The 23,888-nt window shown below is 69.1% G+C and carries 26 protein-coding genes; 2 read left to right on the forward strand and 24 right to left on the reverse strand.

What is annotated here, in order from left to right; genetic code table 11:
• Positions 1 to 6: 6 nt before the first annotated feature.
• The 13 genes from DIS04_RS03785 to DIS04_RS03845 all read right to left on the reverse strand — a co-directional run bounded on the left by DIS04_RS03785 (position 7) and on the right by DIS04_RS03845 (position 10,209).
• Positions 7 to 852 carry a TatD family hydrolase gene (locus DIS04_RS03785; protein ID WP_111412370.1) on the reverse strand — a complete coding sequence of 282 codons (846 nt, stop codon included), beginning with the start codon at positions 850 to 852 and terminating at the stop codon, positions 7 to 9.
• Between the two features lie 44 nt (positions 853 to 896).
• The gene (locus tag DIS04_RS03790; RefSeq protein ID WP_111412371.1) at positions 897 to 1,232 is read right to left on the reverse strand and encodes a PilZ domain-containing protein; all 336 of its coding nucleotides are present in this window, start codon (positions 1,230 to 1,232) and stop codon (positions 897 to 899) included.
• A 24-nt stretch (positions 1,233 to 1,256) separates the two neighbouring features.
• Positions 1,257 to 2,258 carry a DNA polymerase III subunit delta' gene (locus tag DIS04_RS03795; protein ID WP_111412372.1) on the reverse strand — a complete coding sequence of 334 codons (1,002 nt, stop codon included), beginning with the start codon at positions 2,256 to 2,258 and terminating at the stop codon, positions 1,257 to 1,259.
• Positions 2,249 to 2,902, reverse strand: a complete 654-nt coding sequence (tmk, locus tag DIS04_RS03800) for a dTMP kinase (RefSeq protein ID WP_111412373.1) — start codon at positions 2,900 to 2,902, stop codon at positions 2,249 to 2,251. The genes DIS04_RS03795 and tmk overlap by 10 nt, the downstream gene beginning before the upstream one ends.
• Before the next feature lie 52 nt (positions 2,903 to 2,954).
• On the reverse strand, positions 2,955 to 3,959 hold the full coding sequence (gene mltG / locus DIS04_RS03805; RefSeq protein WP_111412374.1) for an endolytic transglycosylase MltG: 1,005 nt from the start codon (positions 3,957 to 3,959) through the stop codon (positions 2,955 to 2,957).
• Positions 3,960 to 4,011: 52 nt separating this feature from the next.
• Positions 4,012 to 4,833, reverse strand: a complete 822-nt coding sequence (gene pabC / locus DIS04_RS03810) for an aminodeoxychorismate lyase (RefSeq protein WP_111412375.1) — start codon at positions 4,831 to 4,833, stop codon at positions 4,012 to 4,014.
• A gap of 9 nt (positions 4,834 to 4,842) precedes the next feature.
• Positions 4,843 to 6,084, reverse strand: coding sequence for a beta-ketoacyl-ACP synthase II (gene fabF, locus DIS04_RS03815; protein WP_422667578.1), 1,242 nt, complete (start codon positions 6,082 to 6,084; stop codon positions 4,843 to 4,845).
• Between the two features lie 190 nt (positions 6,085 to 6,274).
• Complete coding sequence (gene acpP / locus DIS04_RS03820; RefSeq protein WP_008956801.1) at positions 6,275 to 6,508, reverse strand: acyl carrier protein; 234 nt, start codon at positions 6,506 to 6,508, stop codon at positions 6,275 to 6,277.
• 122 nt (positions 6,509 to 6,630) lie between these two features.
• Positions 6,631 to 7,374: a 3-oxoacyl-ACP reductase FabG gene (fabG, locus tag DIS04_RS03825; RefSeq protein WP_111412377.1), complete on the reverse strand. Its 744-nt coding sequence runs from the start codon at positions 7,372 to 7,374 to the stop codon at positions 6,631 to 6,633.
• A gap of 73 nt (positions 7,375 to 7,447) precedes the next feature.
• Entirely contained in the window at positions 7,448 to 8,401 is a 954-nt protein-coding gene (fabD, locus tag DIS04_RS03830; RefSeq protein WP_111412766.1) for an ACP S-malonyltransferase, read from the reverse strand.
• A 5-nt stretch (positions 8,402 to 8,406) separates the two neighbouring features.
• A complete protein-coding gene (gene plsX / locus DIS04_RS03835; RefSeq protein ID WP_111412378.1) occupies positions 8,407 to 9,444 on the reverse strand; it encodes a phosphate acyltransferase PlsX in 1,038 nt (345 codons plus the stop codon).
• Positions 9,445 to 9,479: 35 nt separating this feature from the next.
• Positions 9,480 to 9,650 (reverse strand): 50S ribosomal protein L32, encoded by a 171-nt coding sequence (rpmF, locus tag DIS04_RS03840; protein WP_111412379.1) that lies wholly within the window; start codon positions 9,648 to 9,650, stop codon positions 9,480 to 9,482.
• Positions 9,651 to 9,681: 31 nt separating this feature from the next.
• A complete protein-coding gene (locus tag DIS04_RS03845; RefSeq protein WP_111412380.1) occupies positions 9,682 to 10,209 on the reverse strand; it encodes a YceD family protein in 528 nt (175 codons plus the stop codon).
• Positions 10,210 to 10,327: 118 nt separating this feature from the next.
• Between DIS04_RS03845 and DIS04_RS03850 the strand changes: the two genes are divergently transcribed.
• Positions 10,328 to 10,924, forward strand: coding sequence for a Maf family protein (locus DIS04_RS03850; protein WP_111412381.1), 597 nt, complete (start codon positions 10,328 to 10,330; stop codon positions 10,922 to 10,924).
• On the opposite strand, the gene sppA is transcribed toward DIS04_RS03850, so the two are convergent.
• The 3 genes from sppA to DIS04_RS03865 are packed head-to-tail and all read right to left on the reverse strand — an operon-like array spanning position 10,909 to position 13,654.
• Positions 10,909 to 11,994 carry a signal peptide peptidase SppA gene (sppA, locus tag DIS04_RS03855; protein ID WP_111412382.1) on the reverse strand — a complete coding sequence of 362 codons (1,086 nt, stop codon included), beginning with the start codon at positions 11,992 to 11,994 and terminating at the stop codon, positions 10,909 to 10,911. The genes DIS04_RS03850 and sppA overlap by 16 nt on opposite strands.
• A 23-nt stretch (positions 11,995 to 12,017) precedes the next feature.
• A complete protein-coding gene (locus DIS04_RS03860; RefSeq protein ID WP_111412383.1) occupies positions 12,018 to 12,668 on the reverse strand; it encodes an HAD family hydrolase in 651 nt (216 codons plus the stop codon).
• A 38-nt stretch (positions 12,669 to 12,706) separates the two neighbouring features.
• Complete coding sequence (locus DIS04_RS03865) at positions 12,707 to 13,654, reverse strand: RluA family pseudouridine synthase (RefSeq protein WP_111412384.1); 948 nt, start codon at positions 13,652 to 13,654, stop codon at positions 12,707 to 12,709.
• A 563-nt stretch (positions 13,655 to 14,217) separates the two neighbouring features.
• Between DIS04_RS03865 and rne the strand changes: the two genes are divergently transcribed.
• Positions 14,218 to 17,406, forward strand: coding sequence for a ribonuclease E (gene rne, locus DIS04_RS03870; RefSeq protein WP_179951211.1), 3,189 nt, complete (start codon positions 14,218 to 14,220; stop codon positions 17,404 to 17,406).
• 74 nt (positions 17,407 to 17,480) lie between these two features.
• On the opposite strand, the gene murB is transcribed toward rne, so the two are convergent.
• The 8 genes from murB to DIS04_RS03910 all read right to left on the reverse strand — a co-directional run bounded on the left by murB (position 17,481) and on the right by DIS04_RS03910 (position 23,888).
• The gene (gene murB, locus DIS04_RS03875; RefSeq protein WP_111412386.1) at positions 17,481 to 18,488 is read right to left on the reverse strand and encodes a UDP-N-acetylmuramate dehydrogenase; all 1,008 of its coding nucleotides are present in this window, start codon (positions 18,486 to 18,488) and stop codon (positions 17,481 to 17,483) included.
• Positions 18,485 to 18,964, reverse strand: a complete 480-nt coding sequence (locus DIS04_RS03880) for a low molecular weight protein-tyrosine-phosphatase (RefSeq protein WP_111412387.1) — start codon at positions 18,962 to 18,964, stop codon at positions 18,485 to 18,487. The genes murB and DIS04_RS03880 overlap by 4 nt, the downstream gene beginning before the upstream one ends.
• A gap of 9 nt (positions 18,965 to 18,973) precedes the next feature.
• Positions 18,974 to 19,747, reverse strand: coding sequence for a 3-deoxy-manno-octulosonate cytidylyltransferase (kdsB, locus tag DIS04_RS03885; protein ID WP_111412388.1), 774 nt, complete (start codon positions 19,745 to 19,747; stop codon positions 18,974 to 18,976).
• Positions 19,747 to 19,956, reverse strand: a complete 210-nt coding sequence (locus tag DIS04_RS03890) for a Trm112 family protein (RefSeq protein WP_111412389.1) — start codon at positions 19,954 to 19,956, stop codon at positions 19,747 to 19,749. Before DIS04_RS03890 ends, kdsB begins: the two co-directional genes overlap by 1 nt.
• Before the next feature lie 77 nt (positions 19,957 to 20,033).
• Complete coding sequence (lpxK, locus tag DIS04_RS03895; RefSeq protein ID WP_111412390.1) at positions 20,034 to 21,044, reverse strand: tetraacyldisaccharide 4'-kinase; 1,011 nt, start codon at positions 21,042 to 21,044, stop codon at positions 20,034 to 20,036.
• Positions 21,041 to 22,798 carry a lipid A export permease/ATP-binding protein MsbA gene (gene msbA, locus DIS04_RS03900; RefSeq protein ID WP_111412391.1) on the reverse strand — a complete coding sequence of 586 codons (1,758 nt, stop codon included), beginning with the start codon at positions 22,796 to 22,798 and terminating at the stop codon, positions 21,041 to 21,043. The genes lpxK and msbA overlap by 4 nt, the downstream gene beginning before the upstream one ends.
• On the reverse strand, positions 22,795 to 23,223 hold the full coding sequence (locus DIS04_RS03905) for an ExbD/TolR family protein (protein WP_111412392.1): 429 nt from the start codon (positions 23,221 to 23,223) through the stop codon (positions 22,795 to 22,797). Before DIS04_RS03905 ends, msbA begins: the two co-directional genes overlap by 4 nt.
• The gene (locus DIS04_RS03910) at positions 23,220 to 23,888 is read right to left on the reverse strand and encodes a MotA/TolQ/ExbB proton channel family protein (protein WP_111412393.1); all 669 of its coding nucleotides are present in this window, start codon (positions 23,886 to 23,888) and stop codon (positions 23,220 to 23,222) included. Before DIS04_RS03910 ends, DIS04_RS03905 begins: the two co-directional genes overlap by 4 nt.

Here is a 23,888-nt window from a genome sequence, read left to right on the forward strand (position 1 = left end):
TGACCGCTACACCAGGCCGGCATGGGCCAGGACCTCACGGGTCTCGGCCGAGACCTCGGGGGCGGCGCGGCGAAACAGCCGGAAGAAATTGGCCGTGGTCTGCATGGCGACCTCCTCGATGCTGATGCCGCGCTCGGCGGCAATGCACTCGGCGACCTCCACGACCCAGGCCGGTTCGTTGGGCTTGCCGCGATGCGGCACCGGTGCCAGGTAGGGGCTGTCGGTCTCGATCAGCAGCCGGTCGAGCGGCACACGGCGTGCCACCTCGCGCAGGCGCTCGGCGTTGCGGAAGGTGACGATGCCCGAGAGCGAGATATGGAAGCCGTGACGCACCGCCTCCCGTGCCATCTCCAGATCCTCGGTGAAACAGTGCAGTACCCCGCCGATGGCCGGGTCGCTGTGCTCGCGGATCAGCGCCAGGGTGTCCTCGCGGGCGTCGCGGGTATGCACGATCACCGGCAGCTCGAGCTCGGTGGCGGCAACCAGCTGGCGGCGGAAGCGCTCGCGCTGTACCTCGCGCGACGGCACGCGCTCGGGCGTCTTGCCCAGATAATGGTAGTCCAGGCCGCACTCGCCGATGGCAACGGCATCGAAGCGCTCCGCCGCCTCCTTGATGGTGTCGATATCGGGCTCGCGTTCCAGCAGTTGCAACGGATGCACGCCGGCGGAGATCGCCACGTCGGCGTGTTCGCGGGCGATCCCGGCCAGGGTCGGCACATCATCGAGCGACACGGCGATGGCCAGGAACTGGCGCACGTCGCAGCCACGGGCCGCCTCCAGGGCGGCGGCGACGCTGCCGCCGTGGGTGGCGGGATCGAGGCGGTCGAGATGGCAGTGCGAATCGACAAACATGCGGGGAAACTCGTCTGGTGAATGCGTTGGGCGGCGTCGCCCCGTCACAGGGTATAGGTCGGGGCGCCCTTGTCCAGCTGCCCCGCCAGCAGGGTCTCGATGCGGTCGCGTACCGCCTGGTCCTCGGGACTGAAGTGAATGCCGATTCCCGGCACGCGCCGCCCCGCCACCCCGTCTGGCGAGACCCAGACGACCTGGCCGGTCACCGGCACCCGCTCGCTCTCGCCGGGCAGGGTCAGCAGCAGGTAGACCTCCTGGCCGAGCTCGTAGCGCTCGCGGGTGGGCACGAAGATCCCGCCCCGTTCCAGCAGCGGCATGTAGGCGGAGAGCAGCGTCTGCTCGTCCTGGATCGTCAGTGACAGGGCCTTCTGCGGTGCCATGCGTTCTCCTCCCTTCGCCCCGCCTCAGGAACGCAGCAGGGTCGACCAGCGTACCAGCCAGGCCTCGAGGACCAGCTGAGGGTTGGGATTGCCTCCCACGGCCAGCAGGCGACGCTGCTCGCGAGCGAAGTCCAGCAGCCGGAACCAGTCCTGCACCCGGGCATTCTTGACCGCCTGGCGATAGAGCGGCAGCAGGTCGGGGTTGCGCACCTCCCCGGTCTCTCCCGACAGGCCCAGGCGGATGAGATCCTCGAGCCAGGCAATACCGTACCACAGGATCGCCTCCAGGGACTGGCGATCGAGGCGGGCCGCCTCCGCCACCGGCTCGGCGCCGCGCACGAGGGCGTCGAAGGTCTCGTGCAGCTGCTTGCGCAGCGCCCGGGACTCGGGGGCGGCCAGTTCGGCCGCCAGCAGCGGCAGGCCACCCGCGACCTGATACCAGAAGGCGGCCTCCTCGCGGCTGCCCAGCTGCTGCGCCAGCCACGCCACGCTGTGCTCGGATTCCGGCAACGGCAGGCTCCAGTGCTGGCAGCGCGAACGAATGGTGGCCAGCATGCGCGAGGGCACGTCGGCCAGCAGCACGAACTGGGTGCGCTCACCCGGCTCCTCCAGGCTCTTGAGCAGCGCATTGGCGGCGGCCACGTTCATCGCCTCGGCCGGCGACAGCACGATCACGCGATGGCCGCCCTGCTGGGCGGTCTGGGCGACGAAGGCGTTGACCTCGCGAATGGGGTCGATGCGAATCTGCCGCTTGCCCTCGTCGGGCGACACGCGCAGCAGGTCGGGATGGTAGCCCGACGCCAGCATGCGGCAGCCGTGGCACTGGCCGCAGGCCACCTCGCCGGGCGAGGTGCACAGCAGATGGGCGACCAGGGCGTCGGCGAAGCGCTGCTTGCCGACGCCGTGCGGCCCCGAGAGCAGCAGCGCGTGTGGCAGGCGAGCGCCGCGGTAGAGCGCCAGGAACTGGCGCCACAGCGGCGCCTGCCACGGCAGCGGGGTGGCCAGCGAGGGCTCGCTCACCGCCATGCTCCCGTCCGCTCCTCCAGGCATGCCGCCAGGCGCGCCTGAACGGTCTCGAGGGGGGCATCGGCGTCGATGACCGCTACCCGCCGGGGCGCCGCGCTGGCCCGCGCCAGGTAGGCGCGACGCACGGCCTCGAAGAAGGCCGCGTGCTCCTGCTCGAAGCGGTCGCGGGCCTGGCCGCTGGCGGCCAGGCGGCCCTGCAGGCGCCGCTGCGCGGCTTCCACCGGCATGTCGAGGAGCAGGGTCAGGTCGGGCTCGAGTCCCTGCTGCACGAAGCGCTCCAGCTGGGCGATGCGGTCGGCTGCGATGCCGCGGCCGCCGCCCTGGTAAGCGAAGGTGGCATCGGTGAAGCGGTCGCAGAGGACCCAGGCGCCCCGCTGCAGTGCCGGGCGAATGCACTGCGCCAGGTGCTGGGCGCGAGCGGCGAACACCAGCAGCAGCTCGGCATCGGCATCGAGGGGCTCGTCGGCCTGCGGCGCGAGCAGCAGTTCACGCATGGCCTCGGCCCGCGGCGTGCCGCCCGGCTCCCGGGTACGCACCACCTCGATGCCGCGCGCCGTCAGCCACTGCGCCAGCCACGCCAGGTTGGTCGACTTGCCGACCCCCTCGCCGCCTTCCAGGGTGATGAATCGTCCACGCTGTTGCATCGGCGCTCCTGTCAGTCCGACCGCGCTCCGGCAAGCCGCTAAGAGGGTGATCTCAGCGGTTGCGGATGTAGCGGTTCACGGCATTGTTGTGTTCGCGCAGCGTGCGCGAGAAGTGGTGCGTACCGTCGCCCCGCGAGACGAAGTAGAGGGTCTCGCCGGGCAGCGGATCGACCGCGGCCTCGAGCGAGGCGCGCCCCGGCATGGCAATGGGCGTCGGTGGCAGGCCGTCGATGGTGTAGGTATTGTACGCGGTCGACTCCTGCAGGTCGGCACGGGTGATGCGCCCCTCGTAGCGCTCGCCCATGCCGTAGATGACGGTCGGATCCGTCTGCAGGCGCATGCCGCGCTCCAGCCGACGCTTGAAGACGCCAGCGATCTCGCGACGCTCCTCGGGGGCGCCGGTCTCGCGCTCGATCAGCGACGCCATGATCAGCGCCTCGTAGGGCGATTCGAACGGCAGGTCGTCGCGACGCGCCTCCCACACCTCGTCCAGCACCCGCTCCATGCTGGCGAGCGCCTGACGCAGGATGTCGATGTCGCTCATGCCCTTGTGGTAGCGGTAGGTATCGGGGAAGAACCAGCCCTCGGGATGGCGTCCCTCGCGCTCGAGCAGCGCCATGATCTCGTCGTCGCTGAGTTCCGCGGTATGGTTCTCGAGCTTGGGCGCGGCATCGAGGCGGTTGCGCATCTGGCGGAACGTCCAGCCTTCGGGGATGGTCAGCGGGTAGGTGACGACCCGGTCGCTGCCGAGCAGCTCGAGCAGCTCTCGCCCGCTCATGTCCGGCGCGAGCAGGTATTCGCCGGCGCGCAGACGCGGGATCGACTCGGGCTCGAGGCGCGCCAGCAGGCGAAACGCCCACTCGTCCTCGATCACGCCGCGTTCCGCCAGCTGCGACACCACGCGGTTGTAGCCCGCGCCACGCGGCACCTCGTACAGCGTCTCCTCGTCCACCGCAATGGGGGCCTCGAGCCGGCTCTCCCAGTAGCGATGGCCGGCGAAGGCCACCGCGGCCGCCAGGACGACCAGCACCAACAGAAACTTCACCACACGCAGCATGCGTCTTCCTCGTTACCTGTCATTTCCGCCCGCGACCCCCTGTCTGCGGCATTCAACTCGAGAAGCGCGCCGGGTATCCCAGCAGCGCATGGGCCTCGTCCTGGAAGGCACGATGCGCGCGCCCCAACCGCCAGCTGCCCAGCGGCGAGCCCTCGGCATCATCGAGACGCACCACGGGCCAGACCCCCTGGACCGAGTTGCCGAGCCACACGGCCTCGGCGTCGACCAGCGCTTCCGGCCCCCGGGCGACCTCGCTGATCTCCAGGCGTTCCAGCAGCGCCGCGCGCAGGGTACCGGCCACGCCGCTGCCGTCGAGTCGCGGCGTTTCCAACCGCCCATGACGCCGCCAGAACAGGTTCATGCAGGTGGCTTCGACCAGGTTGCCACGGCTGTCGCGGAGCAGGCCCTCGGCCACCTCGGGGTCGTCCCATTCGCCGCGCGCCAGGACGTTCTCGAGCCGATTGAGGTGCTTGAGCCCGGCCAGTGCGGGCTGGATGCCCAGCGCCAACCGGCAATGGCGCACCCGCACACCCGACTCCCAGCGCTGCGCCTGCGGCGTGAAGTCGTCGACCTGCCACAGCAGGCGCGGCTCGGCCGATGACGGGGCAAGATAGCCGCGCCCACCGCTGCCCCGGGTCACGATCAACTTGAGCACCCTGAGACCGGCCCCCGCCTGGCCGGGCAGGCCGTCGAGCACGGTGCTGGCCGGCATGGCAATGCCCAGTGTGCGGCAGCCCCAGGCCAACCGGGCCATGTGCCGAGCCCACAGCAGCGGTTCTCCGTCGCGTACCAGCACGGTCTCGAACAGCCCGTCGCCATAGGCCAGGCCGCGGTCGTCGACCGGGACCCACGCATGTGACGGCGGCCGGGTCATGTCAGGCGCTCAGCGCAGCCGGGAGAAGACCAGGGTACCGTTGGTGCCACCGAAGCCGAACGAATTGGACAGCGCCACCTCGATCTTCATCTCGCGGGCGGTGTGCGGCACGTAGTCCAGGTCGCAACCCTCCTGGGGGTTGTCCAGGTTGATCGTCGGTGGCGCCACCTGATCGCGGATCGCCAGGATGCAGAACACCGCCTCGACCGCACCGGCAGCCCCCAGCAGGTGTCCGATCATCGACTTGGTGGAACTCACCGCCACCGAATCGGCCGACGCGCCCATCACCTTCCGCACCGCCCGGCTCTCGGCCAGGTCGCCTGCCGGGGTCGAGGTGCCATGGGCATTGATGTACTGGACCGCCGCGGGGTCGAGCCGGGCGTCACGGACGGCATTGCGCATGGAGAGTGCCGCCCCGCTGCCGTCCTCGGGCGGTGCCGTCATGTGATAGGCGTCGTCGCTCATGCCGAAACCGGTCAGCTCGGCATAGATGCGGGCGCCGCGTGCCTTGGCGTGCTCGTACTCCTCGAGCACCAGCACACCGGCACCGTCCGACAGCACGAAGCCGTCGCGATCGCGATCCCAGGGACGGCTGGCGGCCTGGGGATCGTCGTTGCGCGTCGACAGCGCCCGGGCAGCGGAGAAGCCGCCCAGCCCCAGCGGCGTGGTGGCCATTTCGGCGCCGCCGCAGATCATCACGTCGGCATCGCCGTAGGCGATGGTGCGGGCGCTGTAGCCGATGTTGTGGGTGCCGGTGGTGCAGGCGGTGGTGATGGCAATGTTGGGACCACGGAAGCCGTGCTGGATGGCCAGGTTGCCCGAGATCATGTTGATGATCGACCCCGGCACGAAGAACGGCGAGATACGGCGCGCCCCGCCCTTGTGCAGGGCGTTGTGGTTGTGCTCGATCATCGGCAGCCCACCGATGCCGGAACCGATGGCGACGCCGATTCGCTCGGCGTTCTCCTCGCTGCATTCGATCCCGGCATCCTGGATGGCCTGCGCTCCCGCTGCCACGCCGTACTGGATGAACAGGTCCATCTTGCGCGCATCCTTCGGGTTCAGGTACGGGCTGATGTCGAAGTTCTTGACCGAACCGCCGAAGCGAGTGTTGAAGCCGGTAGCATCGAAATGCTCGATGGGGGCGATACCGCTCTTGCCGGCCAGGATGTTCTCCCAGCTCTCCTCGACGGTATTGCCCACCGGCGTGACCAGCCCCAGTCCGGTCACCACAACTCTACGAGCCATCAGAAATCCTCCAGACAACCTTGATGACACGGCCCTTCTCCCGGGCCGTCATTGCGCGCATTATACCGGACATGCTCCTCGCTTGGGCAGCCACGGCCACGACACAAAGCAAAAAGCCGCCCTGGCACACAGGACGGCTTTTCCAGGGCCCAGGCAGAGCCCTTCACCTCAGCAAGCAGTGACGACCGCGCCCTTACTGATGGGCGTTGACGTAATCGATGGCTTCCTGAACGGTGGTGATCTTCTCGGCTTCTTCATCGGGGATTTCGGTATCGAATTCCTCTTCGAGCGCCATGACCAGCTCGACGGTATCCAGGGAATCAGCGCCAAGGTCCTCGGTGAAGGAGGAGCTGTTCTGAATATCCTCTTCCTTGACGTTCAGGCGCTCGGCCACAACCTTCTTCACGCGCTCTTCGATGGTGCTCATTATACGTACTCCAGTCGTTCAAGTTAGCCGTTCAGATGACCAGCCGTTTGGTCCGCAAACTCAAGCTGCGGGGTAGTTTATAGACGCCCCCCTGTCGGCGCAACCACCGACCGACGGGGGCTTCAACGCATGTTCATGCCGCCGTTGACCTGCAGCGTCTCGCCGGTAATGTAGCCGGCGGCCTCGCTCGCCAGGAAACCGACCGCGGCGGCGATCTCCTCGGGCTCGCCAAGACGCGCCAGCGGAATCTGGGTCAGCAGCGCCTGGTGCTGCTCTTCGGGAAGCGCCCGCGTCATGTCGGTGGCGATGAAGCCCGGCGCCACCGCATTGACGGTGATCGCCCGCGACGCCACCTCACGCGCCAGGGCGCGAGTGAAGCCCTCCATGCCCGCCTTGGCGGCAGCATAGTTGGTCTGGCCGAGATTGCCCATGGTCGCCACGACGGAACTGATACTGACGATGCGACCGAAGCGAGCCTTGGTCATGCCGCGCAGGCACGCCTTGGTGACGCGGTAGACCGACTTGAGGTTGGTGTCGAGCACCGCGTCCCACTCGTCCTCCTTCATGCGCATCAGCAGGTTGTCGCGTGTGATGCCGGCATTGTTGACCAGGATGGTGGGGGCGCCGAACTCCTCGCCAATGGCCTTGATCAGCGCATCGACGCTACCCTGATCGGTCACGTCGAGGGCCCTGCCGGCGCCCTCGATGCCGTTGGCCCGCAGGTCCTCGTCGATCCTGGCGGCTCCCGACTCCGTGGTGGCCGTCCCGATTACCACGCGCCCCTGGCGGCCAAGCTCATGGGCGATGGCCTGGCCGATCCCACGGCTGGCCCCGGTCACCAGGGCGATTCTGCGTTCGCTGGACATAACCTGTTCCCGCTCCGAATGCTGTTGAGTCGTAGAGGGCTGCAACGCCCCTCCTTGTACGGGCTGCCGTGCCTTACAGGCCGGCCGCCTCACGCGCCAGACCAAGCGCCGCCTCGAGGCTGTCGGGGTCGTTGACGGCCAGCCCCTTGCTGCCCTTGGCAATGCGCTTGCCGAGACCGGTGAGCACCTTGCCCGGCCCGCATTCGATGAAGACCGCGGCACCGGCCGCCTCCATCGCCTCGACACAGGCGGTCCAGCGCACCGGCAGATAGAGCTGCTCGATCAGGCGCGTGCGCAGGGTCGCGACATCGGCGTGCGCCTGGGCATCGACGTTCTGGTAGACGGTGTAGCGCGGCGGGCGCATGTCGAGCTCCGCCATGGCCGCCTCGAGCCGCTCGGCGGCCGGCCGCATCAGGGCGCAGTGCGAAGGCACCGACACCGGCAGCGGCATGGCGCGCTTGGCTCCCGCCTCCTGGCACAGGACGATGGCACGCTCCACGGCGGCCTTGTCGCCGGCGATCACCACCTGCCCCGGGGCATTGTAGTTCACCGCCGCGACCACCTCATTCTGCGCTGCCTGGGCACATGCCTTTTCAACGCTGGCATCCTCGAGCCCGAGGATGGCCGCCATCGCGCCCTGGCCGACCGGGACGGCCTCCTGCATCGCCTCGCCGCGCAGGCGCACCAGGCGAACGCCATCGGCGAACCCCATCACGCCGGCACACACCATGGCGCTGTATTCGCCCAGGCTATGGCCCGCCATGGCACCGGGGCGCGGCCCTTCCAGCTCCTGCCAGACGCGCCAGATGGCCACGCTGGCGGTCAACAGCGCCGGCTGCGTACAGGCGGTCGCGTTGAGGGCCTCCTCGGGCCCCTCCTGGACCACTTTCCACAGGTCGTAGCCCAAGGCATCGGCGGCTTCCTCGAAGGTTGTCCGCACGACGCTGTAGCGTTCCGCCAGCTCCCGCAGCATGCCCACCTGCTGGGAGCCCTGCCCGGGAAAGACGAGGGCAAGGGGTTGTGTCATGTCGTTCACCATTGCTCTTGTTGAGTGCTGTCACAGCGAGCGCCCAGCTCCACCGCGAGCCGTCCCGGCAAGTCGCGGCTGACCTCCTGCGCGGCCCGCGACACGGCGTAGGAGAAGCCGGTCGCATCGGCACTGCCGTGACTCTTGATCACGATGCCATCGAGGCCCAGCAGGCTGGCGCCATTGTAGCGCACCGGATCGAGTTCGTTCTTCAGGCGACGCAGCGCCGGCCTTGCCAGCAGGCCGACCAGGCGGCTGCCCCAGTGCGACTCGAAGGTCGTCTGGACCCGCTCGATCAGCATCCGCGCCAGGCCTTCGCTGGCCTTCAGCACCGCATTGCCGACGAAGCCGTCGCATACCACCACATCGGCGGAGCCGGCAAAGATGCCGTCACCCTCGATGAAGCCGATATAGTTCAGCGAGCCCAGCGCCCCCAGCAGCGCATCCGCCTGGCGCACCGACTCGCTGCCCTTGGTACCCTCGCTGCCGACGTTGAGCAGCGCCACCCGGGGAGCGGCGAGCCCGTCGACGTGACGCGCCATGACCTCCCCCATGCGGGCGAAGTCCACCAGCCGCTCCGCGGTGACGTCGACGTTGGCCCCCAGGTCCAGCAGGTAGCAGCGTCCATCGCCACGGGTAGGGATGGCGGTACAGATGGCCGGACGCGGGATCTCCGCCACGGTGCCAAGCGCCCGCCGGGCCAGGGCCATCAGAGCACCGGTATTGCCGGCGCTGATGCCTGCGGCGGCGTGACGCCCGGCCACATGCTCGAGCATCCGCGCCATGCTCGTGTCGCCACCACGTCGCAGCGCGTCGGAGGGTCGCTGATCCTGACGAATCAGCCCCGGCGCGTGATGGACGGACAGATGCGAACCGGCCGCGGCGAGTGGCCGCGGCAGGTTCTCGAGCTCGATTGACAGCTGGTCGCCCGGGCCGAACAGGTCGATCTCCAGCCCCGGCCAGGCCTGGACGGCGGCGGCGGCTCCCTGCACGGCAACGGCGGGACCGGCGTCTGCGCCCATCGCATCGATGGCAATCCGCACGTTCAGGTGCCGACGGTCATCGAGTGCGGGTCGACTCAGGCGTCGACCACCTTGCGGCCACGGTAGAAGCCGTCGGGGGAGACGTGATGACGCAGGTGAGTGGTGCCGGTCTCCTTGTCCTGGGACAGGGTCGGTGCGCCCAGCGCGTCGTGGCTGCGACGCATGCCACGCTTGGAACGGGTCTTACGGTTCTGTTGAACTGCCATGGGAGTCACTCCGAAGTGAGACGATAAACAATCAGGATTTGCCCTTGAGGTGACGCAGCACCTCGAAAGGACTCGCGGGAGTCGGCTCGCTCGATTCGGCCTCCTCGCCGCTGCTCAGCTGGTCGCGCGAGACACGGCAAAGCGCCTCGTCGTGGTAAACCACCTGGGGCAGGCTGAGGATCAGTTCATCCTCGACCACCTCCAGCAGGTTCAGCTGTTCGTTTTCCACCAGCACCGGCTCGTGGGTGCTCGGCAGCTCTGCCGCCAGCGCATCGCTCGAGACCATGCCCAGCAGGAACTCGCTCTCGACATGCTGCGCCATCGGCTCGAGGCAGCGCCGACACGGCAGCTGCAGCTCGGCTTCAAGGCGACCGCGAATCTCGCGGCGGCCCTGGGCATCAATGCCGAAATCGAGCCACACCTGGCAGTCGCCCGCCTGCGCCCCCACCTGTGCGGCGAGGCGCTCGAACTGGTCGAGCGCCATCAGGCCGGAGAGGCGTTCGTCGCGGGCGGCAAGCCGATAGGGCTCGACCCTGTTGGGAAGTCGTGAGGTCAACATAGGCGCGCAATGATAGGCACTCCCCCTGTCCCTGTCAAAGACGCCATCTCAACAGGTTACACTACCCACCTGCTCGACCCCCGATTGCCGCTGTCACCGCCTGCCACAGGAGGGCTGCATGCCTCGACTCGTCCTCGCCTCCGGCTCCCGCTGGCGCCGCCAGCTCCTCGACCGACTCGGGCTGCCCTACGCCTGGGCCAGCCCCGATATCGACGAGACACCCCGTCCGGGCGAACTGCCCGAGGCACTGGTCCACCGCCTGGCACTGGCCAAGGCCAGCCGCGTGGCCGAGGATCACCCCGACCACCTGGTGGTCGGCTCGGACCAGGTCGCCGTGTTCGACGGCGAGATCCTCGGCAAGCCCGGCGACGAGATGACGGCTCGCGCACAGCTGGGCCGCTTCTCCGGCCACCGGGTGACGTTCCTGACCGGCCTGGCAGTGGTCGATACCCGCAATGCACGGCACTGGGTCTGTCATGAGCGCTACGCGGTGGTCTTTCGCCGGCTCAGCGACGCCGAGATCGCCCGCTACGTCGAGCGCGAACGGCCACTGGACAGCGCCGGCAGCTTTCGCATGGAGGGGCTCGGCATCGCCCTGTTCGAGCGACTCGAGGGCGACGACCCGAACACCTTGATCGGGCTGCCGTTGATCCGGCTGTGCGCGCTGCTGCGCGAAGCGGGCCTCGACCCGCTGGGCACTCAGGGCAGCTGGTAGCGTACCGGTGAACCGCTGGAGGGCACCCCCATCCATTCGGCGGCGACCCTGCCGAACTGGCGGCTCAGTCGCTCGAAGGGATCCAGCCGTGGCGTGTAGTCGTGCAGGCGCACCTCGCCGAACAGGTCACGACTCAGCGTGTCGAGGCTGCCGATTCCGTCGATCAGCCCCAGCTCCACGGCCTGCTCGCCGCTCCAGATCAGGCCGGTGAAGAGGCGTTCGTCATCGGCCAGACGGTCGCCTCGGCCCGCGCGAACCGCCTCGATGAACTGCTCATGCGTGGTATCCATGACGCCCTGCCAGAAGTCACGCTCGTCCGGCTCTACCGGCGAGAAGGGATCGAGGAAGCCCTTGTTCTCGCCGCTGACGTAGATGCGCCGCTCGATGCCGAGCCGATCGATGGCCTCCTCGAAGCCGAAACTGGCGAAGATGACGCCGATCGAGCCCACCAGGCTCGCCGGCGCCGCGACGATCTCGTCGGCCGCTGCCGCCATGTAGTAGGCGCCGCTGGCCCCCACGTCCTCGATGACCGCGATGATCGGCTTGTCGCCCTTCTCACGCAGCCGCACGATCTCGTCGTAGACGCGCTGGGACTGCACCGGACTGCCCCCCGGGCTGTCGATGTGCAGCACAACGCCGGCCGCATTGGTCGACTCCCAGGCGCGATTCAAGCCCTCGATGATGCGCTCCGCGCTGGCCGGCGACTCGCTGTCGATGACCCCCTGGACCTTGACCACCCCCAGGTGTTGTCGCTGCGGCTCCGAGGTCGGATCACCGAACAGGCCGTAGAACGTGGCGGCCAGCGACGCCAGGATCAGCGCGGCAAAGAGAAAACGGAAGAACAGCTTCCAGCGCCGCGAGCGGCGCTGCTCGACCAGGACGCCGTCGATCCAGCGGTCGAGCATCTCCTGCTGCGCCAGGCGCCGGCGCTCGCGCAGCGTTTCGGGGCCTTCCGCCGGCGCCCCAGGTTTCGCCTGGCGCTCCTGATGGGCCTGCCCGGGGGGCAGCTCCGGCCCTTCGGTCCAGCGGTCTTCGCGGATGTCGCGACCTTCTCGCTTGTCATCGCTCATTGACGTCGTCTTCCTTTGGCCTGCTATCGGTTCAACCAGTCGAACAGCTCGGTCACCGCCCGGGCAGTATAGACAGGGTGACTCACCGCCAGCCGTTCCGCGGCATGCACCCCCCAGGTCACGGCCACCCGATCCATGCCCAGGGCGCGTGCCATCTCCAGATCGTATTCGGTATCCCCCACCATGACGGCCTCTTCCACCGCCACGTCCAGCTCGACCAGCAGCTCCTCGAGCATTTGCGGGTGCGGCTTGGAACGGGTCTCGTCGGCGGTTCGACTGGCATGGAACCAGCTGCCGCTGCCGCTTTCGCGAAAGATCCGGTCGAGCCCACGCCGGCTCTTGCCGGTGGCCACGGCCAGGCGCCGCGACGGATGCTCGCGCAGCGTGGCGATGCCGGCCTCGACATCATCGAAGAAGCTCATTGGCGTGCGGTCGCCTTCGACGAAATGATGGGCGTAGCGACTGCGCAGCAGCTCGAAGCGCTCGGCATCGATGCCCGGGCACAGCCGGTCGATGGCCTCGGGCAGCCCCAGGCCGATGATGTCACGCACGGCAGCCTCCTCGAGACGGCCCCAGCCGGCGTCGCGGGCCGCGGCCTGCATGCAGGCGACGATGCGGGCGGCGGAATCCATCAGGGTGCCGTCCCAGTCGAAGATCACCAGTCGATAGCGCATGGACGGCTCCGATCCTCTGGTCAGTGGCGGGTCGGGCTTCAACCGCCTACACGAGCGCTTGCAAGCACCGCCTCGAGCTCGGCGGGCAGCGGCGCGCGGATCTGTACCGGCCGCCCGCTGCTGGGCTCGGGGAAGGTCAGCGACTCGGCGTGCAGGAACAGGCGCCCAAGCCCCAGGCGCCGTGCCAGCGACTCACCCTCGCGGGAGCCGTACTTGTCGTCGCCGAGCAGCGGATGACCGGCGTGGGCGGCATGCACGCGGATCTGGTGGGTGCGCCCCGTCACCGGCTCGGCCTCGATCAGGGTCGCCTTGGGCAGGGCCTCGCGTATGGCGAAGCGGGTGCGCGCCACCTTGCCGGCCGCATCCACGCGCACCCGGCGCTCGCCGTTGCCGGCATCGTAGCGATCGAGACGCGCGCTGACGAACTCGCGGCGCGCCGGCCAGCGCCCCGCCGCCAACGCCAAGTAGCGCTTGTCCATCTGGTGATGCTTGAGCGCCTCGTTGAGCGCCAGCAGCGCCGGGCGCGACTTGGCCAGCAGCAGGCAGCCCGACGTGTCGCGATCGAGGCGATGCACCAGCTCGAGAAAGTCGAGGTCCTCGCGCACCTGGCGCAGCGCCTCGATCAGGCCGATCTTGACGCCACTGCCGCCATGCACGGGAAGCCCCGCGGGCTTATTGAGCACCAGCCAGCCCGGCCCCTCCACCAACACGCTGCCGGCCAGCAGGTTGCGCAGCCCCTCGCTGACCTGCCTGACCGCCTCGCGCGGGGCCAGCTTGAGCGGCGGAATGCGCACCACGTCGCCCAATTCCAGACGGTAGTCGGCCTTCACCCGTTTCTTGTTCACCCGCACCTCGCCCTTGCGCACGATGCGGTAGACCAGCGTTCGCGGCACGCCCTTCAGGCGCGTTATCAGGAAGTTGTCGACCCGCTGGCCCGACTGGCCCTCGCCCACTTCCACCCACTGTACGTCGCGCCCCTCGGCCATGACACTCCTGCTGAAAATCTGTTGTGAGGCAGCATTCTAACGCACTCGGCGACACGCTGCGCCAATTGCTGCGCCCTGGCAATACTGCTATATTGCCAGCTCGCTCGGATGGATCCCTTCGGTCCCATGGCGCCTGCACGACAGACACGCAGGCCGGAGCGACGAAATCGGGCGGCGACGATCCCTCAACCACGGGCCCCGCCGCCGACGAGTGATAGACGCAAGAAAGTAGACAAGCAGTGACGCCACGCCCGGACCCGACTCGCGACACAGGCGAGCGGTGGCCACGGGAATCGTTCCACATCGTGCCGGTGGCCGGCGTTGGCGAATCGATGAATGCCAGGTGTCTGGCGGTGACCGCAGGGCCGGATGGGAGAAGCCCCACCGAGACATGTCCTGCCTCCGCCACGTACTCAACATGATCATGTCGTGCTGGGCCCGTTTCGGGTACCTGCTCGATCGGGCGCCACTGCGCATCCGCGACATGCGCTGAGCACAAGCACGCAGCACCCAGAGGTTCGCCTTCTTCGAAGCCTACCGGCGCGTCCAGTTTGCGAGACAACATGAAACGGATGCTCATCAATGCGACCCAGCCCGAAGAGCTGCGCGTCGCGCTGGTAGATGGACAACGCCTGTATGACCTGGACATCGAGTCGGGTGCCAGGGAACAAAAGAAAGCCAATATCTATCGCGGCAAGATCACCCGCGTGGAGCCTTCCCTCGAGGCCGCCTTCGTCGACTTCGGGGCCGATCGCCACGGCTTCCTCCCCCTCAAGGAGATCTCTCGCGAGTACTTCCTGAAGGACGCCTCGGGGCGCCCCAGCATCAAGGAAGTGCTCAAGGAGGGCCAGGAAGTCATCGTCCAGGTCGACAAGGAGGAGCGCGGCAACAAGGGTGCCGCGCTGACCACCTTCATCAGCCTGGCCGGTCGCTTCCTCGTGCTGATGCCGAACAACCCTCGCGCCGGCGGCATCTCGCGGCGCATCGAGGGCGACGAGCGCACCCAGCTCAAGGAGGCCATGGGCCAGCTCACCGTGCCGGAAAAAATGGGCGTGATCGTGCGTACCGCCGGCATCGGCCGCAGCAGCGAAGAGCTGCAGTGGGACCTCAACTACCTGGTCCAGGTATGGGAGTCGATCACCGAGGAGGCCGGCAAGCGCCCGGCCCCGTTCCTGATCTACCGCGAGTCGGACGTTATCATCCGCGCCATGCGCGACTACCTGCGTCAGGACATCGGCGAGGTGCTCATCGATGACCCGACGGTGCATCAGCGTGCCCTGGCCTTCATTCGCCAGGTCATGCCCTCGTACCAGCAGAAGATCAAGCTCTACGCCGACGAAGTCCCGCTGTTCTCGCGCTTCCAGATCGAATCCCAGATCGAGACCGCCTACGAGCGCGAAGTGAAGCTGCCCTCCGGCGGTTCCATCGTCATCGACCACACCGAGGCCCTGGTCTCCATCGACATCAACTCGGCACGCGCCACCCGTGGCAGCGACATCGAGGAGACGGCGCTACAGACCAACCTCGAGGCGGCCGACGAGATCGCTCGCCAGCTGCGCCTGCGCGACATCGGCGGCCTGGTGGTGATCGACTTCATCGACATGAGCCCGGCGCGCAACCAGCGCGAGGTCGAGAACCGCATGCGCGACGCACTCAAGCTCGATCGCGCCCGGGTCCAGATCGGCCGCATCTCGCGCTTCGGCCTGATGGAGATGTCGCGCCAGCGGCTGCGTCCGTCGCTGGGCGAGACCAGCGGCGTGGTCTGCCCGCGCTGCAACGGCCAGGGCACCATCCGCGACGTGCGCTCGCTGTCGCTGTCGATCATGCGCCTGATCGAAGAGGAGGCGATGAAGGAGCGCAGCGCCCAGATCCGCGCCATCCTGCCGGTGCCGGTGGCCACCTACCTGCTCAACGAGAAGCGTGCGGTACTCGCCGATATCGAGAAGCGCCAGGGCGTGCGTGTCCTGGTGCTGCCCAACCCCGACATGGACACGCCGCACTACGACGTGCAGCGCCTGCGTGACGACCATATCGAGGAGGAAGGCGACCAGGACAAGTCCAGCTTCGAGCTCTCGGTGCATACCGAGATCGGCAAGGAGCCGGACATGAGCATCGCCAAGCCGGTCGCCCGCACCGAGGCGGCGGTCAAGACGGTGATCCACAACGAGCCGGCACCGGCATCCCTGCAGCAGGAGCACGCCTCGCAGCCGACCGCCCCGCCGCCTGCCGCCCCGCCGGCGCCGGCCGCTGCCGCTCCCGCTGCCGGCGTGCTCGGCCGCCTGCTCAAGGGAGTTACCAAGCTGCTTGGCGGCGCCGAGCAGGATACCGCCACGCCGGTGGAGCCCCGCAAGCCGACCAGCCCCACGCCGAGCCGTAGCGGCAGTGAAGAGCGCGGCGAGCGCAACGGCCGCCAGCGACGTCGTTCGCGTGGCGATGCCCAGGAGGATGGCCGCAGCAGCCAGCGTGGCCAGGCGCGTCAGCAAGGGCAGCAGGAGAGCGGGCGTGCCGACTCGCGTCAGGACGGAGCCGCCGGCCGCGGGGAAGGTCGCGGCGGCCGCGGTCGTGGCCAGGCACGCACCGACCGGCCGCAGCCGGGCGAGGAGAGTCGCCAGGGCAGCAAGTCCCGCGGCCGTGACGAGGCGGCGCCCCGGCGCCAGAGGCCCGAGGCTCAGGAGAAGCCCGAGCCTCAGGAGAAGCCCGCCGAGTCAGCGGCCGAACCCGCCAAGTCGGACGATGGCAAGCCCAAGCGCACGCGCAACAACCCGCGCAACCGCTCGCGCCAGCACGCCATCAATCCGCAGGCCGAGGCCGAGCAGAAGCGCCTGCAAGCGGGCGAACAGGCCGAACCCAGCAAGAGCGAACCGCCGCAGGAGGTCCCCGTCGAGGGGGTGAAGGCCGAGCAGCCGAAGTCGCAAGCCAAGCCCGAGATGGCGAAGGCCGAGACGCCCAAGGCCGACGCGCCCAAGCCGGTGGAGAAGCCCGCCGAAGCGGCGAAGGCCGATGCGCCCAAGCCGGCGGAGAAGCCCGCCGAACCGGCGAAGGCCGATGCGCCCAGGGCCGAGGCGCCCAAGCCGGCGGAGAAGCCCGCCGAGCCGGCGAGGGCCGAGGCGCCGAGGGCCGAGGCGCCCAAGCCGGCGGAGACCCCCGCCGAGCCGGCGAAGGCCGAGACGCCCAGGGCCGAGGCGCCCAAGCCGGCGGAGAAGCCCGCCGAACCGGCAAAGGCCGAGACGCCCAGGGCCGAGGCGCCCAAGCCCACGGAGAAGCCCGCCGAGCCGGCGAAGGCCGATGCGCCCAGGGCCGACGCGCCCAAGCCGGTGGAGAAGCCCGCCGAGCCGGCGAAGGCCGATGCGCCCAGGGCCGAGGCGTCCAAGCCGACGGAGAAGCCCGCCGAGCCGGCGAAGGCCGATGCGCCCAAGCCCACGGAGAAGCCCGCCGAGCCGGCGAAGGCCGAGACGCCCAGGGCCGAGGCGCCCAAGCCGACGGAGAAGCCCGCCGAGCCGGCTAAGGCCGAGACACCCAGGGCCGAGGCGCCCAAGTCGACGGAGAAGCCCGCCGAGCCGGCGAAGGCCGAGCCCCCCAAGGCCGAGACCCCCAAGGCCGACGCGCCCAAGCCACAGCAACCTCAGCAGGAGGCCAGCGGCGAGCCGACGGCTCAGTCCCAGGCCGCCTCGCGCCGTCGGCGCCGGGCGCACAACGATCCGCGCGAGATTCGTCGACGCGAGCAGGAAGCGCAGCAAGGCAAGCAGGGATAAGCCTACGCCGCCAACGAGAATGCCCGCGCAACGCGCGGGCATTTTTCATTGGGCGCTGCTGGCCGGCGGCGGCTTCAGGCCAGCCGGGGCTCTCGCTCGAGCGACACGCCGAAGCGCGCCCGTACCTGCTCGGCGACGCGCTCGGCAAAGGCCATCAGCTCCACGGCGCTGCCGCCGCCGAAATGCACCAGCACCAGGGCCTGGCGGTCGTGCACGCCGAAGTGGCCGTCACGCCATCCCCTGAGCCCGCAGCGATCGATCAACCAGCCGGCCGCCAGCTTGACGCGCCCATCCTGCAGAGCGAAATGCGGCATGTCGGGCCACACCGCAAGCAGCTCGGCGGCCTCCTCGCGATCGACGATGGGATTCTTGAAGAAACTGCCGGCGTTGCCCAGCTCTGCCGGGTCAGGCAGTTTCTCACGGCGAATGGCGCATACCGCCCGGGCCACCTCGAGCGGCCCCGGGTGTCTGCCTACCCGCTGGGCCAGGTCGCCATAGGCCAGGCGCGGGGATGCCGAGCGGGACAACCGCAGGGTCAAGCCGGTAATGATCGCCCTGCCCTCCAGCTCGCCCTTGAAGATGCTGTCGCGATAGCCGAAGGCACACTCCTCGGGAGTCAGCAGCGCATCACGACCATCCTCGACGAACAGCACCCGGACCGCCTCGACCACCTCCCCCAGCTCGACGCCATAGGCGCCAATGTTCTGGATCGGCGCGGCGCCGCAGGAACCCGGTATCAGCGCCAGGTTCTCCGTGCCCCACAGTCCGCGTTCGGCCAGGGCCATCACCAGCGGATGCCACTCGACCCCCGCCCCGACGTGCACCAGGACAGCGCTGCCCCGCTGCTCGAGCCACCACTGCCGCAATGCCGGCTGCAGTACCAGGCCCGGCAGCCGCTCGGGCAGGATCAGGTTGCTGCCGCCCCCCAGCACGGTCAGCGGCCATTGGCGAGCGCTCGCCAGGCGCAGCAACCGGCGCAGCGGCGTGAGGGTGGCCGGCGCGGCGAAGCGCTCGGCGCGGCAAGGCAGCCCCAGGGTGTTGGCCGAGCCCAGGTCATGGTCGGCCAGGACGGCATCGCTCAAGGCCGCCGCCCCTCGAGACGTCCGGCGATCTCCTCGACCAGCCCGCGCGAGGCGGATTCGATCAGCTCCAGCACCTCCTCGAAGCCCCGCTCGCCGCCGTAGTAGGGGTCGGGCACCGGGCGGTCGTGGTGCCCGGCAAAGTCGAGGAACAGGCCGATGTGGGCCCGACAGCCCTCGGGACACTGCGCCTGCAGCGCCGCCAGGTTGTCATGATCCATGGCCAGCAGGTAATCGAAGCGGTGAAAGTCCTCGGCCGCCAGCTGACGCGCTCGCAGCCCGCTCAGGTCGATGCCGCGCCGACCAGCGGCGGCCGCGGCGCGGGGGTCCGGCGCCCTGCCTACGTGCCAGTCGCCGATGCCGCAGGAGTCGACCTCCACGCGGTGGACCAGCCCGGCCGCCTCGAGTTCGCGGCGAAACACGCCTTCGGCGGTCGGGGAACGGCAGATGTTGCCGAGACAGACGAACAGAACGCGCATCCTCCCTCCTTACTTCCTCGTGCTCAGCAGCGCCCTGACGCGCTCCAGGTCCTCGCGTGTGTCGACGCCGGCCGGATTGGGCTCGGCGGCCAGTGCCACCTGGATGGCGTGGCCGTGGTGCAGCGCCCGGAGCTGCTCCAGCTGCTCCAGCCGTTCCAGTGGCGAGGGTAACCAGTCGCGATACTCGGCCAGGAAAGCGGCACGGTAGGCATACAGCCCGATATGGCGCAGCCAGGCGTCGGTCTCGAGCCACTCGGGGCGCGCGGCGAAGGCCTCGCGGTCCCACGGAATCGGCGCCCGGGAGAAGTACAGCGCACGCCCCGAGAGCGCTCGAACCACCTTGACCACATTGGGGTTGAACAGCGTCTCGACGTCGGCGATGGGCTCGGCAAGCGTGGCGATGGAGGCACCCGGGTCGTCGAGGAGCCGCAAGGCGACCTGATCGATCAGGCGCGGCGGGACAAGCGGCTCGTCGCCCTGCACGTTGACCAGCACGGCATCGTCGGCGAGGCCCAGTTGCTCGGCGACCTCGGCCAGGCGATCGGTGCCGGAGGGATGATCGGCCCGGGTCATCACCACCTCGGCCCCGAGCGGCAGCATGGCATCGCGAATGCGCGCATCGTCGGTGGCCACGACCACGCGAGTGGCGGCGCTGTCGCCCGCACGCCGCCAGACATGCGCCACCATGGGCTCGCCGGCGATGTCGAGCAGCGGCTTGCCCGGCAGGCGCAAGGAGCCGAAACGGGCAGGAATCACCGCGATGAAGGCGTTCTCCGTCGCCATCACGCCTCCCCGGTACGGCCGGACGAGGGCGGCAGTTTTTCGTCGACGTCCAGCCGGCGCGCCTCCTCGGGCAGCATGACCGGGATATCGTCGCGTATCGGATAGGCCAGGCCATCGTAGTGGCACACCAGCTCCCGGGCTTCCCGGTCGTACTTGAGCTTGCCCTTGCACAGCGGGCAGACCAGCATGGCCAGCAGTTCCTTGTCCATCGTTTCACCTCTCTCGTCCGACCGTCGCGGGGCGGCGCCCCGCCTGATTCCAACTCTTGTCCCACCTCGTCCTGTGGTTATCGCAGCCCAGCCAACCGCCTGTCCAGCCAGGCCACGAAGTCGGCCGAGGGCTCGGCGTCGACCTCGAGCACCCAGCCCCGGGGCAGGGTCACGTTGTCGCACTTCTCGGCGTCCTTGGCCGTCATCACCACCGGCAGCTCGTCGCCGAAGGCCAGGTCCTGCGGAGTGAAGCGGTGGTGGTCGGGAAACGCATGCGGCCGCGCCTCCACGCCCAGGTCGGCCAGCGTGGCGAAGAAGCGCCCGGGGTTGCCGATCCCCGCCACGGCGTGCACCGGTCCGTGAAAGGGCAGCGGCGCGAGGGGAAACAGCGCACCGTCCGCCATGGCCCGCCAGCGAACCGGCGCCAGGCGAAAGGCATGGGCGCCCTCGGGTGGCGCGAAGGCCGCCTCCCCGTTGATCAGCACGGCATCGACCTCGCCAAGACGCGACAAGGGCTCGCGCAACGGGCCCGCCGGCAGGCAGCGCTGGTTGCCGAAGCCACGGCGGCCGTCGACCACCACCAGTTCGATATCGCGCCCCAGCGCCAGGTGTTGCAGGCCATCATCACTGAGCAGGATATCGCAACCCTGGTCGAGCAGCGCCCTCGCCCCGCGCGGGCGATCGGGGTCGACCACCACCGGCAGGCCGGTCTGACGCGCCAGCATGCGCGGCTCGTCGCCACTTTCGGCGGAGGGCGTCCGCGTCGTCACGGCCAAGGGGTAGCCGGCGTCCCGCCCCGCCTTGCCACCATAGCCCCGCGACACGATGCCCGGCCGCCAGCCGCGCGTGCTGAGGTGACGGGCGAGCCAGGCCACCAGGGGCGACTTGCCGGTTCCGCCCAAGGTCACGTTGCCGACCACGATCACCGGCACCGGGGCGCGCCAGACCTCGCGACGCCCCTCGCGGTAGGCCGCGGCCCGGCGCGCGATCGCCCAGCGATACACCGCCTCGAGCGGCCGCAGCGCCCTGAGCCAGGCGGCGTCGTCATAGGCCGCCTGCAGCCAGCGCTCGCCCAGCCCACGGCTCATGTCAACGAGGCTTCCTGGAACTGCAGGCGGTGCAGCGCGGCATAGGCCCCCTCGCGCGCCAGCAGCTCGGCATGGTTGCCCTGCTCGACGATCTGGCCCTGTTCCATCACCAGGATACGGTCGGCCCGCTCGATGGTGGAGAGCCGGTGGGCGATGACCAGCGTAGTACGCCCATGGCAGACCACCTCCAGCGCCTGCTGGATATAGCGTTCCGACTCGGTGTCCAGCGCCGAGGTGGCCTCGTCGAGGATCAGCAGCGGCGAGTCCTTGAAGATCGCCCGGGCGATGGCGAGGCGCTGGCGCTGGCCGCCGGAGAGCATCACGCCGTTGTCGCCGACGATGGTGTCGTAGCCCTCGGGCAGTCGCTCGATGAACTCGTGGGCGTAGGCCGCCTTCGCCGCCGCCTCGATGGCGCGGCGCTCGGCCTGGGGCACGCCGTAGGCGATGTTGTCGGCAATGCTGGCATTGAACAGGGTCACCTGCTGCGAGACCAGGGCAATCTGCCGGCGCAGCGGCGCCAGGCGGTAGTCGTCGATGGGCACGTCGTCGATCAGCACCTGACCGGCGGTGGGCCGATAGAAGCGCGGCAGCAGCCCGGCCAGGGTCGACTTGCCGCTTCCGGAACGCCCGACGATGGCGATCATCTCGCCGGGCTCGATGACGACATCGATGCCCTTGAGCACTTCGGGCTGGTCGTCGCCGTAGCGGAAATGCACCCCGCGCAGCTCGACCCTGCCGCGCAGCCGCTCGGGCTCGACGGTGCCCTCGTCGGGCTCGGTCGGCACCCGCATCAGGCCGAACAGCTCCCCTGCCGCGGCGATGCCCTTCTGGATCTCGCTGTTGATCTCGGTGAGCTGACGCACCGGCTTGGCCATCAGGGACGCCGCGGTGATGAAGGCGACGAACTCGCCGGGGGTCATGTTGGCCAGCAGCGCCGGGGACATCGCCAGCCACACCAGGAGGGCCAGCGACACGGCGATCATCAGCTGGATCACCGGCGTGCTGATCGCCTTGGTCAGGGCCTCCTTCATCTTCTGCTGGCGGTTGTAGTCGCTGGCCCGGGCGAAGCGCGCCTTCTCGAAGGCCTCGGCGCCGTGGGTGCGCACCACGCGATAGCCGGTGAGCGCCTCGGAGGCGACGTGAGTGACGTCCCCCATGGAGCTCTGGATACGCTGGGAGATGCGCCGGAAGCGCTTGCTGGCATAGCTCACCACGCCGCCGATCAGCGGGGTCACGGCCATGAACAGCAGGGTCAGCATCCAGTTGGTCCACAGCAGGTAGCCCAGCAGGCCGAGCACGAAAAGCCCTTCCCGCAGCAGGATGGTGATGGCGTTGGTGGCCGCGCCGGTGACCTGCTCCACATGGTAGGTGACCCGCGAGATCAGATGGCCGCTGGAGTGGGAGTCGAAGAAGCGCCCCGGCAGGTGCAGCATGTGGTTGAACACGTTGCAGCGCAGCGCGTGCACCACGTTGCGCGCCACGTTGCTCATGAAGTAGGTGCCGAGGAAGGTCCCGATCCCCCTGACCGCGAACATGAACACCACGAACAGCGGCAGCAGCAGGCGAAAGGAGGCATCGGGGTCCTGGATGCCGTCGATCAGCCGTTTCATCATCTCGGCCAGGGCGGTGCTCGAGGCCGCATAGAGCGCGTAGCCGACGATCGCCAGGGAGAAGGAGATCCAGTGCGGCTTGACGTAGGCCAGCAGCTGCTTGTAGAGGGCCCAACCCGAGTGTTGGCTGCGATCTTCTGTCACGGTGTCTCCGCTTGCGTGGATGTTGCCTGTGGGGCACGCGTGGCGATGCGAACCTGCCGGATGCCGAGCATGCCCGCCTGGTCGAGCGCCCGTACCACGTCGGCGTGTACCGCCCGGGCGTCGGCCTCGACCACCAGGCCGTGGCGCCTGGCCTGCTCGGCCTCGGCGGAGAGCGCGTCGCCCAGCTCGTTGCCGCCGAGCTCGCGTTCCTCCAGCCGATAGCGCCCCTGCTCCGTCACGACCAGGGTGACCGGCGAAGCCTCGAGGTCGACCCCGGCGGCGCTCTCGGGAAGCGTGAGTTCGAGTGCCTGCCGCGTCTCGAAGGTGGTCGAGACCATGAAGAAGATCAACAGCAGGAAGACCACGTCGATGAGCGGCGTGAGATTGACCTCCACCGGGTCGCGGCGACGGCGCGTGAACTTCACGAGCCCCTGGCCTCCGCGGCGGGTCGCTCGCCCTCGTGCTGCTCGCTGAAGCCCAGCTCGCCACGATAATGGGCGAGAAACTCCACCACCTGGCCTGCCTGCTCCTCCATGCGCACGGTGATGTCCTCGACCCGGCGCAGGAAGTAGCGATGGAACATCAGGGCCGGGATCGCCACGGTGAGGCCCGCCGCGGTGGTGACCAGCGCCTGGGAGATACCGCCGGCCAGCTCGGCGGTGCGGCTGGCGCCGTCGGCGGACACGATCACCGAGAACACCTCGATCATGCCCACCACGGTGCCCAGCAGCCCGATCAGCGGGGTGATGGCGGCGATGGTGCCGAGGGGGCTCAGGAAGCGCTCCATGTCGTGGATGACCGCCGTGGCCGCCTCCTGCAGTCGAGCCCGGACCTGCTCGTGGCCCAGGCGGGCATTGCGCAGCCCGGCGGCCAGCACGCCGCCCAGCGGCGAATGGCCCTCGAGCCAGTAGAGGTTGACCTGGCCGCGCGCCACCAGCGAGCAGACCTCCTGGCCCAGGCCGTATGGCGCGATACGCTTGGCGCGCAGGGTCCAGAGGCGCTCGATGATGATTACCGTGGCCAGCAGCGAGCATCCCAGCAGCGGGATCATCAGCCAGCCACCGGCGATGAGCGCATCCATCATGTCCAT

It is taken from the genome of Billgrantia lactosivorans (genome assembly GCF_003254665.1).
Taxonomy (GTDB): domain Bacteria; phylum Pseudomonadota; class Gammaproteobacteria; order Pseudomonadales; family Halomonadaceae; genus Halomonas; species Halomonas lactosivorans.